The 16,901-nt window shown below is 59.6% G+C and carries 12 protein-coding genes and 2 pseudogenes; 13 read left to right on the forward strand and 1 reads right to left on the reverse strand.

All coding sequences use genetic code 11. The features are described 5' to 3' along the window. Positions 1–344: 344 nt before the first annotated feature. From ACVMDN_RS05275 to ACVMDN_RS05295, 5 genes are all read left to right on the forward strand, one after another. On the forward strand, positions 345–503 hold the full coding sequence (locus ACVMDN_RS05275) for a hypothetical protein (protein ID WP_176731409.1): 159 nt from the start codon (positions 345–347) through the stop codon (positions 501–503). A 1,477-nt stretch (positions 504–1,980) separates the two neighbouring features. Beyond that, a complete protein-coding gene (gene groES / locus ACVMDN_RS05280; protein ID WP_069280009.1) occupies positions 1,981–2,295 on the forward strand; it encodes a co-chaperone GroES in 315 nt (104 codons plus the stop codon). Between the two features lie 88 nt (positions 2,296–2,383). Beyond that, positions 2,384–4,033, forward strand: a complete 1,650-nt coding sequence (groL, locus tag ACVMDN_RS05285) for a chaperonin GroEL (RefSeq protein ID WP_456835515.1) — start codon at positions 2,384–2,386, stop codon at positions 4,031–4,033. Between the two features lie 1,147 nt (positions 4,034–5,180). Then, the gene (ltrA, locus tag ACVMDN_RS05290; protein WP_456835857.1) at positions 5,181–6,563 is read left to right on the forward strand and encodes a group II intron reverse transcriptase/maturase; all 1,383 of its coding nucleotides are present in this window, start codon (positions 5,181–5,183) and stop codon (positions 6,561–6,563) included. 891 nt (positions 6,564–7,454) lie between these two features. Beyond that, entirely contained in the window at positions 7,455–8,210 is a 756-nt protein-coding gene (locus ACVMDN_RS05295) for a hypothetical protein (protein ID WP_069280007.1), read from the forward strand. 419 nt (positions 8,211–8,629) lie between these two features. On the opposite strand, the pseudogene ACVMDN_RS05300 reads toward ACVMDN_RS05295, so the two are convergent. Then, a pseudogene (locus ACVMDN_RS05300) lies at positions 8,630–8,906 on the reverse strand (phospholipase effector Tle1 domain-containing protein); the annotation flags it as partial. A gap of 247 nt (positions 8,907–9,153) precedes the next feature. On the opposite strand from ACVMDN_RS05300, the gene ACVMDN_RS05305 reads away from it, so the two are divergent. The 8 genes and pseudogenes from ACVMDN_RS05305 to ACVMDN_RS05340 form a co-directional block, all read left to right on the forward strand. Then, entirely contained in the window at positions 9,154–10,428 is a 1,275-nt protein-coding gene (locus tag ACVMDN_RS05305; RefSeq protein WP_456813726.1) for an IS256 family transposase, read from the forward strand. 1,040 nt (positions 10,429–11,468) lie between these two features. Continuing rightward, positions 11,469–11,603 carry a hypothetical protein gene (locus tag ACVMDN_RS05310; protein WP_256558518.1) on the forward strand — a complete coding sequence of 45 codons (135 nt, stop codon included), beginning with the start codon at positions 11,469–11,471 and terminating at the stop codon, positions 11,601–11,603. Between the two features lie 117 nt (positions 11,604–11,720). After that, positions 11,721–12,077, forward strand: a complete 357-nt coding sequence (locus ACVMDN_RS05315) for a hypothetical protein (RefSeq protein ID WP_141713651.1) — start codon at positions 11,721–11,723, stop codon at positions 12,075–12,077. Between the two features lie 472 nt (positions 12,078–12,549). Beyond that, positions 12,550–13,833 carry a cystathionine gamma-synthase family protein gene (locus ACVMDN_RS05320; protein WP_069280004.1) on the forward strand — a complete coding sequence of 428 codons (1,284 nt, stop codon included), beginning with the start codon at positions 12,550–12,552 and terminating at the stop codon, positions 13,831–13,833. 388 nt (positions 13,834–14,221) lie between these two features. Continuing rightward, on the forward strand, positions 14,222–14,476 hold the full coding sequence (locus tag ACVMDN_RS05325; protein WP_253587753.1) for a plasmid pRiA4b ORF-3 family protein: 255 nt from the start codon (positions 14,222–14,224) through the stop codon (positions 14,474–14,476). Between the two features lie 200 nt (positions 14,477–14,676). Beyond that, entirely contained in the window at positions 14,677–14,892 is a 216-nt protein-coding gene (locus ACVMDN_RS05330; protein WP_253587752.1) for a hypothetical protein, read from the forward strand. Positions 14,893–15,026: 134 nt separating this feature from the next. After that, positions 15,027–15,941: a hypothetical protein gene (locus ACVMDN_RS05335; RefSeq protein ID WP_245314070.1), complete on the forward strand. Its 915-nt coding sequence runs from the start codon at positions 15,027–15,029 to the stop codon at positions 15,939–15,941. Positions 15,942–16,046: 105 nt separating this feature from the next. Continuing rightward, positions 16,047–16,405, forward strand: a pseudogene (locus tag ACVMDN_RS05340) (peptidase S10); the annotation flags it as partial. Positions 16,406–16,901: the final 496 nt, after the last annotated feature.

The raw sequence follows: 16,901 nt of genomic DNA on the forward strand, positions 1-16,901 counted from the left end.
GCCTGCACTCTTACCTTTTGTCTTCATGAGAGCTTAGGGACGCCCACGTCGCTTTGCGTCACGCTGATCCCGGAGTTTGTTATCCTTCTCCAAGCTGTGCCGGCACAATCGTGCCGTCAAAGAGCGGAGCTTCTGTTCCTGTCCTTCGTGGAGATGCTGAACGTGCGGTTCGGGATTCAGTTGAGAGAGAGCGCTGGTGAACCAGGCGGTGCGCCGCTCGGCCCATACGGTGCTGACATCAATCCTCTACTTGCCGCCGAACCCAACAGCAGCGTCATTCTTCTTACTCCCCTTGCGAGTGGGACCGTGAGCGATTCGCTGATGCTGCTTTCTTGGATGGTCTCATGGATGCGGCCGTCGAGCAGCACGGTGACCGTTTCATGATGGCGGACGCCTGCGCAGGTGCGTTGGAGACGTCCAGCGCACATGAAGAACCCATGACGCAGATGATCCCCGCGCTGAAGGTGCAACTGGAGATACGCACAGTAGCGAGAGCTGCTTGATCCAGAGGATACTTTGCATGCGCATCTCCGAAGGGGAGAGATCGTGAATCTAACACAGCAACTGTCGTGCCAACTGCAGAGCTAGAAAAAAGCGAGCTGGAAACAATGGCTTCCGGGCAAGTCGGGCCCGGAGAATCGCGAACGCATTGCGGTAATGGTGACATCCGAGGAAAACGCGACGCACCATTTGCGTAAGCCCAGGCACAAGTTGGCCCAAACCACGAAGAGGGTAGCTTGCGGCCCTCGCCCTCTCTTCCAACCGGTCGGAAAAAGGAAGCGTTCCCCTCTCACAGCCCGGTCAAGTGCGAATACTGCCAATTGAAGAGCCGATCGTGGTAGACCGTCTTTCCGCTTCTTCCGGTGAAATGGCCGATTCTACTCTGCGCGCACGAGAGTTGCTCGGGCCTACCGAGCCGTTTCTCCGCGAAGGGACCCATTTTGGCAAGATTTGTGTGACCTTCTGATCGACAGTAGGTCGTTGAATCGTAGGACTGTCGTTGAGGCGGCTCAGCACATTCGCTTGTAATCTGCACGTATCCTCGCCACGAATGGTTCCTCTCCGCATAGTAGTGCCGACGAGCCGGAGGGCGCGTCCGGCTGAGATCGGCCATGCAGGTTTTGCTCGCTCGCGCCCCTCGGGCGGCCGTAAGCCTGCCAGGTTGAACCTTTGAAAGCATGGCTCCTGCGGGGCCAAACTCGATGCAGCTACAATCTGGCAAATCACTTCAGCGGTCCATGCCGCCGCCGGGTCTTGGCAAGACTAAGAGTTTTCGTTCGTCGAGTGCGACACAATGGCAGCTCTCTAGGAATTGCCCGCCGCGCCTTTCTCAGGACTTGCTCTGGTCGACCGATGGGTGAGCAATGGTCCGGGGTTCGATGTCCGCTGACATAGACTCGACTATCTCGATGACGCGTCGACGCGTCGGCAGAAGTTCAGAGCGCACGAAAGGCTGTTAAGAGACGAAAGGCCTGTGCGACCTCGTCAGAGCTGTTCTTAGGCGACAAGGGGGCTCCATACGCGAGTAAAGCTTAAAATCGCCCGATCCCCAATGCAAACAGAGAGTTAATCGTAATAATGCGGACAGGACAGGGATGCGAGGGCAGCCGCGGGAAATGTGAGTTTGCGTCACTCGGTGGCCAAGCAGGAATCTGATCACGTCGCGAGGCTCCGGAAGGTAAGGCGCCGCATCCTTCACCGCGAGCACGACTGGAGAAGGGGTGGGCGGCGGCAGATCGATGCGCGAAGGCTGGAGCTCCGTCTCGCGGGAGCCGGCTGCCGACATCCGTCGAATATTCGAAGCCGACGCGCGCCATGTACTGGGTCGCATTCGACGTGAGCTGCCTATTTTTTCTGCCAGAGTCCCTTGCTCCCGCAAAAATCCTATCCTATCTCAGCTCGGCCCGAAACTAGCACTCATGGGCATCGATTGCTAACATCTGAAAATCTCTAGCTCGTGCAAACGCTTAGGAGGACTGCATGAAATTCCGTCCGCTTCACGACCGCGTCGTGGTCAAGCGCATCGACGCTGAAGAGAAGACTGCTGGCGGCATCATCATTCCGGACAGTGCCAAGGAAAAGCCCTCGCAAGGCGAAGTCATCGCCGTCGGCCCCGGCGGCCGCGACGAGAGCGGCAAACTGACCCCGATCGACGTCAAGGTCGGCGACCGCGTCCTGTTCGGCAAGTGGTCGGGCACCGAGGTCAAGATCGACGGCGAAGACCTGCTGATCATGAAGGAAAGCGACATCATGGGCGTGCTCGACGTCCCCGCTTCCAAGAAGAAGGCCGCCTAACCAACCGCTCGCACCGCTCACCCCTGAGGAGCGCCTGCCGGGCGCCTCGCCAAGGGGGAGACCGATCTAAACACTCAGGGAAACCAATATGTCAGCCAAAGAAGTCAAATTCGGCGTCGACGCCCGCGACCGCATGCTGCGCGGCGTCGACATCCTCGCCAACGCCGTGAAGGTCACCCTCGGTCCGAAGGGCCGCAACGTCGTGCTCGAGAAGTCGTTCGGCGCCCCCCGCATCACCAAGGACGGCGTCACCGTCGCCAAGGAGATCGAGCTCGACGACAAGTTCGAGAACATGGGCGCCCAGATGGTGCGCGAAGTCGCCTCCAAGTCCGCTGACGCGGCCGGCGACGGCACCACCACCGCCACCGTGCTGGCGGCTGCGATCGTCCGCGAGGGCGCCAAGTCGGTCGCCGCCGGCATGAACCCGATGGACCTGAAGCGCGGTATCGACCTCGCGGTCGAAGCCGTCGTTGCGGACCTCCAGAAGAACTCGAAGAAGGTCACCTCGAACGAGGAGATCGCCCAGGTCGGTACCATTTCGGCCAACGGCGATGCCGAAATCGGCAAGTTCCTCGCCGACGCCATGAAGAAGGTCGGCAATGAGGGCGTGATCACGGTCGAGGAAGCCAAGTCGCTCGAGACCGAACTCGACGTCGTCGAGGGCATGCAGTTCGACCGCGGCTACATCTCGCCCTACTTCGTCACCAACGCCGACAAGATGCGCGTTGAGATGGACGACGCCTACATCCTCATCAACGAGAAGAAGCTCTCCTCGCTGAACGAGCTGCTGCCGCTGCTGGAGGCCGTGGTGCAGACCGGCAAGCCGCTGGTGATCGTCGCCGAGGACGTCGAAGGCGAAGCCCTCGCCACCCTCGTCGTCAACCGCCTGCGTGGCGGCCTGAAGGTCGCGGCCGTCAAGGCTCCGGGCTTCGGCGATCGCCGCAAGGCCATGCTGCAGGACATCGCGATCCTGACCGGCGGCCAGGCCATCTCGGAAGACCTCGGCATCAAGCTCGAGAACGTCACGCTCAACATGCTCGGTCGCGCCAAGAAGGTGATGATCGACAAGGAGAACACCACGATCGTCAACGGCGCCGGCAAGAAGGCCGACATCGAGGCGCGCGTGAGCCAGATCAAGGCGCAGATCGAGGAGACCACCTCGGACTACGACCGTGAGAAGCTCCAGGAGCGTCTCGCCAAGCTCGCGGGCGGCGTCGCGGTGATCCGAGTCGGCGGCGCGACCGAAGTCGAGGTGAAGGAGCGCAAGGATCGCGTTGATGACGCGATGCACGCGACCCGTGCGGCTGTCGAAGAAGGCATCGTCCCAGGCGGCGGCGTCGCTCTGCTCCGTGCCGCCGAGCAGCTCAAGGGCCTGCGCACCAAGAACGACGACCAGAAGACCGGCGTCGAAATCGTGCGCAAGGCGCTGTCGGCTCCCGCTCGCCAGATCGCGATCAACGCCGGTGAAGACGGTTCGGTGATCGTCGGCAAGATCCTCGAGAAGGAACAGTACGCCTACGGCTTCGACTCGCAGACCGGCGAGTACGGCAACCTGGTGTCCAAGGGCATCATCGACCCGACCAAGGTCGTGCGCACCGCCATCCAGAACGCCTCCTCCGTGGCGGCGCTGCTGATCACTACCGAGGCCATGGTCGCCGAGCTGCCGAAGAAAGCCGCAGCCGGCCCGGCCATGCCCCCGGGCGGCGGCATGGGCGGCATGGGAGGCATGGACTTCTGATCCAGCCGCATCGAACAATACGAGAATTACAGAGCCCCGGCACCAATGCCGGGGTTTTTTCTTGGTGTGCCGAGCATGTTCGACAGCTTGGAGGTGGAAGTCCTTTACCCAGCCTGATGGCGGCGAAGGGTTAGCGAAGCGCAAGGGCGTCATCGCGAGGTGGGGTCTGAAGGAAGCGTGGAGCAAACCTGCGGCCCGATGGACAAAAACCGGATAACGAGGCCTACCCAACCGGACGAGCGAGCCAATGATCGCAAAGTCCACAGTCATCAAGGGTTGGGGTGGTAAATCCGGCGGGCGTGCAGGGAAGGCGGTCGAACTTACCTCGGGAGATCTTCGGCGTGTCCGGGCGACCGGACTGAGCGGGCCGCAAGGTCCGTGATCGCGACGGAGAAGTCAGCAGACGGCATAGTAGGCGGAACGAGTTTCGCTGAAGGCCCGAACGCTGGAAAGACGTTTGGATGTGGAAGCCTCGAGCCGGCCATGCGGCTGAAATCCAGGTCACTGGCCTTTGGAGCGGCGGGAAAGGGTGAAGCCCGGACGGCGCCGCTCAAAGGGGCCGAAGCCGACACGACGGAGACCACTATCTGAGCCTCTGGCGCGGACGCAAAACAAACCGTTCGCGCTTAATCCGGTGAACCGCCGTATACGGACCCGTATGTACGGTGGTGTGGGAGTTGCGCCTTGCAAGCGCGTTGAAGTCTGCCGTCTGAGATGACGGCCGCGGCAAAGCCTAGCGAGCAGCCGCGAACCGAGTCTTGCGTGGCGTCCGGTAACGGCCGTTGCGAAGCGTAGACAGGGAGGTTGTAGGCCGGAATGAAGTGAACGGGAAAATAGCCCCGAAATCGAACGTGATCGGAGTAGCCGACCCTGTCTCTCAAAGGGGAAGGCGGAACCGCAGGCCGCGACAACGCGAGCGGTCAGAGGTGCTCCCGGGGTTCGTACCGCCAGCATGCAATCAAAGGAAGCAGCGTGAACAAGGGAGATCCATCCGGTTCAAGCGCAAGCTTGTAAGACCTGCCAAGCCGCTGAGGTGAGAAGGGTCTGACGACCGGGTGGAAGTCAGACTGACCGATAGTACTCCGAGGACGGGAGAGCCGGCCACATGGGGAAGCGGTCAGCGGTAGTTGAATTGTTCTTGGGCGACATGGGCTCCATTCAACGGGAGTTACGGCCTTCTATGCAAAGAGAAGATCAGCTGACCATGGAAACGAAACTTGAACAAATAGCAGTGAAAGCTCGGCGCGAGACAAATCTTCGCTTCACCTCGTTGGCCCATCACATCACGCGCGACCGAGTGCAAAAGAATCTATTACAGATTCCGAAGCGCTCCGCCGCCGGGGTGGACGGACAGACGGTGGAGGCGGCGAAGGAGAGCTTCGAGGACTGGATAGGGCCAATGCTCCAATCCATCCATCGCCAGGGATATCGGGCGCCGAACATTCGGCGGGTCTATATCCCCAAGCCCGGTAAGACGGAGAAGCGCCCCCTCGGGGTTCCAACTGTCGCCGACCGGGCGCTCCAGCGCAGCACGGCTGAGGTGCTGGCCGCTATTTACGAGCAGGACTTCTTACCCTGCTCGTTCGGCGGCAGGCCGAAGCTCAGCGCCCATCATGCCTTGGCGACCCTCAATGAGGTGATCGCCGGCGGCATGATCAGCTGGGTGTTGGAGGCGGATTTGAAGAACTTCTTCGGGAGTCTCGATCATGATCGGGTCCTCCGGTTTGTCGAACATCGAGTCGGTGATCCGCGCCTGATCAGCTTGATCCGGCGCTGGTTGAAAGCGGGCATCCTGGAAGACGGAGCGGTGCACCCGAGCGAACAAGGAACGCCACAAGGCGGATCGATCAGTGTGCTTTTGAGCAACCTCTACCTTCATTACGTTCTCGACCTCTGGTTCGAACGCGTGGTGAAGGGTCGGTTGCGGGGCGAAGCCCGACTGGTGCGCTATATCGACGACTTTGTGATCTGCTTCCAATATCGATCGGACGCCACCCGCGTACAGGAGGCCTTGCGTCTTCGGTTGGGGAAGTTCGGCCTCACTCTAGAGCCGACCAAGACCAAGTTGGTCGAGTTTGGTCGGTTCGCGCAAAGACATGCGGGCAAACGCGGTAGAAACCGCCCGGAAACAATCTACTTTCTGGGGCTGACGCTCTATTGCACGCGAAACCAAAAAGGCAACTTCAAGGTTGGGATGCGCACCGAGAAATCTCGGCTAAAGCGCAGCCTTATGTCTCTGCAGGAGCTGATGCGGCAAATACGGCATTACAAGATCAGTGACCAGGCCGATGAAATCAACCTCGTCCTGCGCGGCCACTATGGCTATTACGGCGTCGCCGGAAATCTCCGGAGCCTCGTAAAAGTCTATCGGGCCGTGGAGCGTTACTGGCGCGGAATGCTGCGCAGCCGCAGCTGGGCAGGCCGACGCCTCACTTGGGACGCCTTCAACCAAATCAAAGAACGGACACCGTTGCTGAAGCCTAAGCTGCGCCTCCCTTATCGGGAGCTGCAAGCGCTTGCAGTGCTGTGAACCAACTGTCGAAGAGCGTCGGTGCGGGAAATCCGCACGCCACGTTCTGTGGGAACCGGGGGCGGGCGACCGCCGGTGACCCGGTGGGAGAGTCGCGAGACTCCCCCTATCCCGATTCGCCGTGTTCATGTCCCTTGTTATGCTGGCATGCGTAGCCCGAGCCCGAACTTCATGCGGAGTTGAAAAAGGGCCAGTGTAGATGCCTCCAGCCTCTCACTTACAGCGTAAGCTGACGCAGGTCTCTTCCGACAACGATGTTGCCTCCATTGTCGTCCGAACCGCTTCCCTCCATACGTCGGGTGCCGCGTTGTTATCACCCGCAGGCACGAAATGATTGAGAACAAGTGTTTTCACGTTCGCCATCGCTGCGATGCGGCCCACAGTATCCGCGCGGGTGTAATGGCTCTCACAACGGCGTCCAGACCGGGTTCGTACGACGCTTCGTGCACTAGATAATTAACTTCCTTCGCGAAGTCAGCGAGCGGCGGAAAACTGGAATTTGGACGCATAGCTCTCGATGGAGACGGCGGCATCGACAACAGTCTGCTACGGACAGGCTCGACTGCAAGGATTGAGACCTTAGTATGTTGGAAAGCAGACAAAGCCAACACAGCATGGTGCGAACTGTCGACTATTGCTTGGCACGAAGAATGCAAACCCTAGCTATGCCTAGGGGCTTCTCCAGGCTTGGCTACCATTGCAAGTTGAGGCCGTGGCTGGCCGCTGAGTTTAGCGGCGCGTGACATAAATCAAGAGGGCGTCTGCTCGGCCGATACCGACGGGCGTCTTGTCACGTTGCCGCTAACTTCCAACGGCGTGAATAGCGTTTCGTGGTGTGTTTAGAGCAGAATGAGCGGGACGCGCTGGAGAGGGCGCGAAAGACCTCGGAAAATGAACGCAGAGAACAACTTCGCGGCCCGGCTCCTTGACGCCGGACGCCTCGCAGCAATCGCGCGTATATGCGGCCTGAAGGCGGATGTTTCATACTACGTCGACGAGGCGCTCAAGGAGCTTTGGCGAACCAGGTCGCCGGAAGAAGCAAAGGCGATCGCAGAGCGTTGGGTCTTATGGGACGCAAAGGGGAAGCCCTGGCCGCGCATGCCCCCACTGGAAAACGTCGTCCCGTTCAATCGGACCGGCGCGACAAAGATATGGGCCGTAAATCGGCCGAGGACGCCCTTGCAAGCAATCCGCGACTGGTTCGAAAAACAAGATGAAGACGTGCGATGCGAAATCGCCGGCATGGCGGCGCTTTTGATCTTCGAAGGTGGCAATCTTCTCGATTTCAGCAGCCAGGAGTGGTGTGACCATTTGCGCCGATGGCTGAGTGAGACGGGGCTACCAAACCATAAGATCATCGGCCGCGCTCTGACGTTTCGCACCTGTTTTGAGTACTTCTCGGAGAGGAGGTTCACCGAAGCAGCGTGGACGCGATCCCAAGAGGCCGCTGTGAAAATCCTTGAAGATGCTGGCCTTGCCCCAAACTCCGAAGCTGCGAGTCTTGCACCCATCGCCCAAAAAATGCTGGAGACCTTGCCAGCGCGGAAATGCCGCTGGATCGAAGTGGGCAAGTCCTGGAGCAAATTAGCCGATACCAGTCTGGCACCCCGGGCCCTCAGGGTTTGGAGCGCCTCGTATATGGAATAAGATCGCGGGAGGCGCTTGAATGTATGCTCGGCGCTGTGCCGGTCCAAGCAACTAAGCGGTCAATGTCTGAGCGGCTCGTCGCGCACATGAGTAGTATCGCCAGCTATCGTCGTCGCAAGCCAAATCGCGCAGGCTTATCTTTCAGGCGGACGAGACCGAGCAACCGATAGGCCTTTGAGAGGTTGCCAAAATGGTGAGCCACGGTTACCGACAGGGCAACTCGGGATCGTCGTTGATCAATCGCGCGAAAATGGCGCCCTCGCGTTCCACCAGGCGCTTGAGCCCCAGCAAAATATCATCCGTGCAATAGGCAAGTTTGGGGCGCTGGCCGGGATGACGGCGCTGGCGCCTGATTGTTTTGCCTTCTCGCTGGCGCTCGTGAACGCCTCCAAGCGGGCGAACGCCGGCAGCGCCGGCACTCCATATTTCTCGCGAATCGCCTGCTCGAAGCGTTCAGCTGCATATTGATCACGTGGATATCCGGCGCCATGCTCAAGCACCACCGTGACGAGCGACCTCCGTAGCGATGTCGTCCACTTGCTTCCGGAAGCGCATTAGGGGACCTGTTGGTGTCTTGGTCGGTACCCCGCAAAGCATAAGCAAGTTCGCCAGGCTGCGGACGGTGTAAGCACCGCGACTAAAGCCAATAAGGAAGATTCGATCACCGGGTTCGTAGTGGTTGATGATGAAGGCGTAGTGCGCGAAGACGTAGCATACAGAGCTGGTCAAGATTCATGTTCGCAGCTGGTCTGGCTCGTTTCGGCACCCCGGCCATTTCGCGTGTCAGGCCAATTTCGTCCTTGCCGGATCAAGCGCAGTTATTAAGTCTGGCGACAGATCGAGAGGGGATGTCCCGGGTTCTGTTGAATTTCTGAAGAGGTCGGCGTTGACCACCTTGAGCCGGTAGGCTCGGGGTGCTGATTCCACAAAGGAGAGCAACGCCATGACGAGAGATATCACACCGGCTAGTTGGCCGGCGATCGCGGCTGTGGACGACGCGTTTGCGGAAGTGCGAGCGAGCTTCGATCGGTTCTGCCTTGCGGCAGGGATCGAGGCGCTCGGCACGATGATGGAGGCGGATGTCACGGCGGCCTGCGGGCCGCGCCACGGTCGCGACGCGGCGCGGCGGGCGCACCGTTGGGGCCGAACGCGGGGACGAATCGGTTTCCACGGCGGCAAGATCGAGGTCGAGCGTCCGCGGGTCCGGGGCGTGGACGGCCGCGAGGTCACGATCCCGAGCTGGGAAACGGCGGCGCAGGAGGATTGGCTCGGTCGCTGGGCGATGAACCTGATGCTGATCAATGTGTCGACGCGCCGGTTCGGCCGCGCTGTCCGGCTGCCCGAGGGTGACGTGCCGGCACCGCCCGGATCGGGGGTTTCGAAGTCGGCGGCCTCGCGGAGGTTCGTAGCGCTGTCGGCGGCGCGGCTGGCCGACTTCATGGCTACCGATCTGTCCGCGCTCGACCTTCTGGTGGTCCAAATCGACGGGCTGCATCTCGGCGACGATCTCGTGCTGGTCGCCGCGATCGGGGTTGACGGCGAAGGCAACAAGCATCCGCTGGCTCTGGTGGAAGGGGCGACCGAGAATGCCGCAACGGTTCAGGCCCTGCTGGACAACCTGGTCTCGCGCGGGCTCGCCCCGACGGTGCCAAGACTGTTCATCGCCGACGGCGCGAAAGCGTTGTCGAAGGCGATCCGCCGCACCTTCGGTTCGGCCGCTGCGATCCAGCGCTGCCAGATCCACAAGGCGCGCAACATCATGGAACGCCTGCCGAAACAGCATCATGCGGCCACCCGTCGGGTGCTGCGCCAGGCCTGGGAGCTCGATGACGCCGACAAGGCTGAAAAATTGATCCGCAATCTCGCGCGTCGACTCGACCAGCAATGGCCCGGCGTCGCGGCCAGCATCCTCGAAGGCCTCGACGAAATCCTGACTGTCGTCCGGTTGAAGCTGCCGAAGGAACTTCGTCGATCGCTCGCCTGTACCAACATCGCCGAGAACATGATGGGCACCATTCGCCGCGTCACGCGCAACGTCAAACGCTGGCGGGATGCCGGTATGGCCTTGCGATGGGTCGCGGCCGGCATGATCGAGGCCAACAAGGGCTTTCGACGATTGAAGGCGCATAAGCAATTGTCGGTTCTGCGTGCGGCCCTTCAAGCTCACTACGATCGCATGACGATCAAGCCCGTTGCCCACGTCACGAGGGCCGCGTAACATTCATTCCGGCAGCGTCGGCCCGACGTAGTTCAACACCGATCGGGACATCCCCGATCGAGAAGCCATAGAGCGGTAAGGAATGTCCCGAGGTCATTCCAGCGTCACCCGTTTCGACCTTGCGTAAGGTCGGCAGCGATACGCCAAGCCGCCCTGCGAGGCCTTTAAGCCGAGACTCCGCCAACCGAGCCGCCTCTTTATGAGCGGCCCCAGCAACTATTTGGGGGCCGGTGGAGGCAGTTGCTGGGGCCATCTACCAGCCCGCGTGGGGCGCGGGCAGGTTGCTGCAACCCTTCAAATAAGCAGGATAACGGCTGTTATTGCGATCGGGCTAAGTCCTAACGCGACGATTCCCGCGCGGAAGAGAACTTCGGCCATGAGCACACTCCACACTTACGGGCCATGGTAGTTGTGCGTAGTAACATTACTCGCGCAAAGTGCAGTATCTGTCAACCTATTCTAGCGCTTCTGGCTGCAAATACTTGCTTGCTATCCCGCCGTGGGCTCTGGCTCGGCGGCCAGTCAATTTCATCGCGGCCTCATTTGCGAGGTGTAGTAGCCACCGAGGAGCAACAATTTCTCTGCGCAATTGCGGTGCGCGGCTTTCCTGATCGTCGTTCGGGAAGCGCTGACAAGCCGTCGCGGTATCCCGCTTTGATTTTGACAGTGATCCACGCTGATGAAAGAGGAGCGCCAAAGAACAGAAAGAAGATTGAATGGAAACTCCTGACCGATGTTCCGGTGCAATCGCGAGGGGTGCGATCGAGAAACTCGAATGATATTCTCTGCGATGGAAGATTGAGGTCTTCCACAGATACTCAAATCCGGCTGGAGGGCAGAGGACTCGCAACTGCGGACTACTCAGCGATTGACGAATCTAATCTCACTGTTCTGCATTGTGAGCTGGCGCATTTTTTGGATGACGATGCTCAATCGTTCAGCGCCAAATGTCTCACCGGAATTTGCGCTGACCAAAGCTGAAATCCAATCGCTTGATCGGCTCGTTAAAGACAGATCCAGTCAGCACCCAACGAAAGACATTGTCGCATTATCTCATCAAGATCGCCAGGCTCGGCGGCTATCTCGCCCGCGCCAACGATGCGCAACCAGGGAATCTGATCGTGTGGCGCGGACTATCGCGATTCATCGATATCGCAACGGCAGCGAAACTCTGACTCAAAAATGTGAGTAATCGTAAGCTTCTTCGTCAGCTTACCGACAGGTAAGTGCTTCAGAGGTTACAACGTATCGTAGTGGACCGAGTCTACTCGGTCCTGGCAAGGGAGTATGGAATGGATCCCTTTGAGGCAGGGCAGATTCTGTGCGGCGATGGGGTCCCTTCGAACGAACGAGAGGGGCAGGAAAACGAGGCCGGGGCGCAGTGGGACGGAGTGCTGACAAGCTATGACGCGGCAGATTCAGCTCATGCGGAGGGCGACCAAGACCAGACGGTTGAAAATTGGGCTGCCGAACGGGACGTGGGCCCACTCGAGGATCGAGAAGAAGCCTTAACGCGATTAAATCTCTCCGAGAGAGATCAACATCTCGATCTCGGATCGTTATCCCTGACCAGTCTGCCCAGATTTTCGACCGACCTCAGGCAAATCGACGTTTCCTTCAACCGGCTAACCAGACTGCCCGATAGCTAGCCTGCCCGCCACCCTCGGGCGCCGAACGTCAGTCACAACCAGCGGACCAACTTGCTCGCCCTTCCGGCCGTGCTCGCTTATCTCAACGCGAGTGATAACCGACTAGCGAGCCTGCCTGAGGCCCTTCCTCCTGCGCTTCAGTTTCTCGACGTCAGCTACAATGAGTTGCCGAATCTGCCGGAGATCCTCTCTGATGCGCTCCAGTATCTCGAGGTCAGCGACAATCAATTGACGAGTCCGCAGGAGGGCTTACCCGCTATGCTCCGTACTCTCGCCGTTAGGCGCAACCAGCTAACCAGCCTACCCGAAACCCACTGACGCAGTTGAGCGCTGGTGCCGAGTTAGATCTGTCTGGAAATCCGCTGCCGGAGCAGGTGCCGGCAAACCTGCATACAGGCTCGATTTTGTGAGCACCAGTGTACCACCGATTCGGCCCGCAACGCGCGGCGAGCATCGGAACAGCGAGGCAACCATGGTAAAACCGTTCCCGTCGAAGACCCATATCGGCAACCATATGCTGCATCCGGAAACCCTGATGCTGACCTATGGCTATGATCCGCAATTGTCGGAGGGCGCCATCAAGCCGCCGGTGTTCCTGACCTCGACCTTCGTGTTCAAGACCGCCGAAGACGGCCAGGACTTCTTCGATTACGTCGCCGGCCGGCGTGAGCCGCCGGAAGGCATGGGGGCGGGCCTCGTCTATTCGCGCTTCAACCACCCCAACAGCGAGATCGTCGAGGACAGGCTCGCGGTCTACGAGCACACCGACAGCTGTGCACTGTTCTCCTCGGGCATGGCGGCGATCGCGACCACGATCCTCGCCTTCGTCCGGCCCGGCGACGTCATCCTGCACTCCCAGCCGCTCTATGGCGGCACGGAGACCCTGCTGACGAACACGCTGGCGCGCCTGTCGATCGGCGCGGTCGGCTTTGCCGACGGCATCGATGAAGCCTCCGTCAGGCAGGCCGCGGAGGAGGCGACGGGGAGGGGGCGGGTTTCGATGATCCTGATCGAGACCCCGGCCAATCCGACCAACGGCCTGGTCGACATCGCGATGATCCGCCGCATCGCCGATTCTATCGGCAAGGCCCAGGGACACACGCCGATCATCGCCTGCGACAACACGCTGCTCGGCCCGGTGTTTCAGCGGCCGATCGAGCACGGTGCGGACCTGTCGCTGTATTCGCTGACGAAATATGTCGGCGGCCACTCCGACCTGATCGCGGGCGCCGCGCTCGGATCGAGGGCGATCATCAAGGGCATCAAGGCGCTGCGCGGCGCCATCGGCACCCAGCTCGATCCGCATTCGTGCTGGATGATCAACCGCTCATTGGAGACGCTGAGCCTGCGCATGGAAAAGGCCGATGCGAATGCGTGCCTGGTGGCGGGCTATCTGCGAGACCACCCCAAGGTCGCCAGGGTTCACTATCTCGGTCATCACGAGCAGGCCTCGCCCTCGGGGCTGGTGTTCGCGAGACAATGCCTGGGCGCGGGATCGACCTTCTCGTTCGACATCGTCGGCGGCAAGGAGGCGGCGGTGAAATTCCTCAATGCGCTGCAAATCCTCAAGCTGGCGGTGAGCCTCGGCGGCACCGAGTCGCTCGCGAGCCTGCCCGCGACCATGACCCATTCCGGCGTTCCCGCCGACATTCGCCAAAAGATCGGCGTGCTCGATTCCACCATCCGGCTGTCGATCGGGATCGAGAACCCGTCCGATCTGATCGCGGACCTCGCGCAGGCGCTGAACGCGGCTTGAGCGGGGGATCACAGCGGATTGGACGCGCGGCACGCTGACATGACGCAGCGTGCGGCCTCATTGCTCTGCGCGCCCGAAAGCTGTCGCATGAGGCAAACGTAATAGCATTGCTGGATGCGTTCAGCAGGGAATCGCCGGCAGGCCGTTAATCTCACTCTATTTCGAGCCATTCGGAGACGGCGCGACCCGTGGGCCAACAAACGAAACCAACTCGCAATTGCCGCCCGATCCCGTGCCCGACCGCGATCACCGCCCTTCGGATCGCCGGAGGCTTCCGCTGTTACGGTTGACGAAGCGCCCGAGTATAACGTTTAACCGTTTCAGGTTTTGGGCTTTTGATGCGTCGCCTTGTTGTACCCGTCACCTGCTCCTTGATAGGCTACATCTGATGCTTCAGGCGGCATTTGGCTGGACGAATAGCCACCTCTTCGAGTTCTTCGCTGGTGAGGTCCGTTGGGGGATACCTGGTCCCTACAACGATTACGGCCACCAGCCCTTGGACGCCAGCAAAGCGCGGCTCTGCGATATCGTTCAAGAGACCGGCGCCAAGACGATCCATTATCTCTATGATGGCTCGACGCATGTTGTTCTGCCGTCCAGCCTCAAGTTCACAGATCATCCCGTCGCACCATCGAGTCCCTGATTTTACCCTCGCTGAACGTGAGGACAGAATGCGATCATCGGTTCGTCCAGAAAGTTGGACGCCGTGGCGACGATGGGGCACGAATTGCATTTGTTCGAGTCGTATCAAGCGGTCAGCCCCTCAATTACGAAATCGCGAAAACCGCAACGATTTTCAGAGAGAAATCGTCGACGGGACAAAAAGTCACTCAAGCACTGCGCTTGGCGGAGTTCTTCCGCGCCTGCGCGGTAGGCACTAACTTTGACTTCGGACATAGCCGTCGCTTCGTTGCATTTGCGATCTCGCCGTTCGAGGAGTGGATCTGGGATATCTCCGACCGAATGTGGGAGGAGGATCCCTATCAACGGCGCATCCTAAACGCCGGAGAAGCAATCAAAGATGCTCGAGGATCGACGGTTACCGCCACCGACGACTGACGGAGCTCAGGGTTGAGCCGCAAGTTTTCACGCAATGAACCATCGAAGGGGCTTGAATCGTGCGTCGCGTCATATTGTACAGTCTCAGCTCGTTGTTTGCGGCCGGACTCGGAATGGCTCCAGTACGACTTACCATGCATAACCGGACTATCAGCTCGTCGAGTATCGAATCGCTCTCGCATGCAAGGGAAATTGGTGAAATCGAGTACTCAGTAAACAGTGCCGCGCAACCTGATACAGATACCCCGAGGTTTGTGGACGTGCTTGCAGACATTCAGTCGACGCCGAATCCGAACGCTAGTTCGTCTGCGGCGGCAGCACCGTCGTACTTCCTCGCTCAGCGACCTCCTGTCATCGAGATCACAAGGTCTCAATTCAAAGACAAAATGAAGGATTTTCATGGCGCTGAAATCAAGCATATCGCGGCGAACTCACAAGAGTACTCGCCTTTCGTATCTTCAAAAGCTGCGCGTACGGCAAGTCTGGCTGAGGGCACCGGTACGGCCAGAAGACATACCGACGACGCTCGATATTTCAGCTATGAGTTAGGCAACGAAAGCGTTGGGCTTCTAAGGACAGAAGCTGGATTTCAGATGAATGAGGTATTCGAAGGCGAAAAGTGGCGGGAACTGTTTCCCGGGCGAACTGAAATCACATCCACCACAGCTCTTCGGCTTAGTCATCCGCTTGTCGACAACGCGGGGGATATTCTGCTGGAATGTCAACTTCGGCGCGATGGCGAGCGACCATTGATCAATTCCACTCCGGTCAGTCTGGAAGCGCGATCCCGCCTCGCGGCGATGGGTTTTGTTGAGGTGGATGAAGCCAACATGGTGCTTGATCCTGCCCAGCGTCCCGATAAGTGGACTAGGAATGCTGATGGTGAATGGCAGCGTGCAAATAAACCTGAACTGTACCTTTCTAAATCATGGGATGCCAAGGATGGCGATGACGAGAGCGTTGTAAGTATCTCGACCGAGTCGTGCGACGATGACGTTGATGTAGATGAACTCACTCGCGCGCTCGACGAACTCCTTGCCCAACAATAGACAGTTCGCCCGATGTTCCGGCAGCAACCATTCTGCCTTTCTAGGTAGCATGTCATCTTGGCTGAGGGTATTTGACTTCTTGCGATCCTTGAGGAAAGAAAGCCGGCCAAGCTTATGTGCGCGGCCGTTGATGTCCTGACGCGCAGGCTCAACTGGCGACCGGACGGTTCCACTGCTCAACGGCGCGGTCTGGCGGCACTGGAGCTTCCGCAAGGGCAGTGCCCCCGCAGTCGCTATCGGTACTGCGCCAGATCCTCGCGAGGGACGCGAAGATGAACGTGTTGATCGGGCACGGTCTGTTCGATCTTATTACGCCCTATTTCGGTTCGAAGATGGCGCTCGATCAGTTGCTACCCTTCGCCTCGGAGCGGCGGGTCAAATTCGTGGTCTATCGGGGCGGCCACATGTTCTATTCACGCGTCGCGCCAAGCCTTCGCGCAGAGACTGACGCGATGATGAAGTGAGGCGTGTGTTTATCAAGCTGACGGCGAGCTAGCTCATGGGGGTTCGCGTTTTGTGTGCATAGGAGGTCGGTGCTCCTTAGCGCGAGACCGCAACTGAAATGCTAGTCCAAATATAAGACCCGCGCCGGACCAGCCGAGATGTCCCGGAGCGTGGTGGCGGCTTCGTGCTGGTGTTCGAAGCGGCCCCAATAAGGCTCGCCGCGAGCACGGCGCGGTCTCTCCTAGCGCTCGAAGCCGAACGAGCGCTTTTCGGACAAACGGTTCCTGGAATTGGTCGATATACTCGGCATGGCGACGCTCCCAGGCCAGTGTCCTGTCGCGACAAGAAAGAGTCGGCTTGGATGGCCTGCGAGAGCGCCTAGCCCGGATGTGGTGAGCCTCAGGCTTGTACGAAAGGGACGCTCCGTCAGCGACGACGAGGCATGTCGGGCAGTTTTGCGCGCGGTCATTGAAATTGAAAGAAAGCGTCATCGCGGCGTCAACTGACGGCGATCAG

This window comes from Bradyrhizobium sp. USDA 4510 (assembly GCF_054059095.1).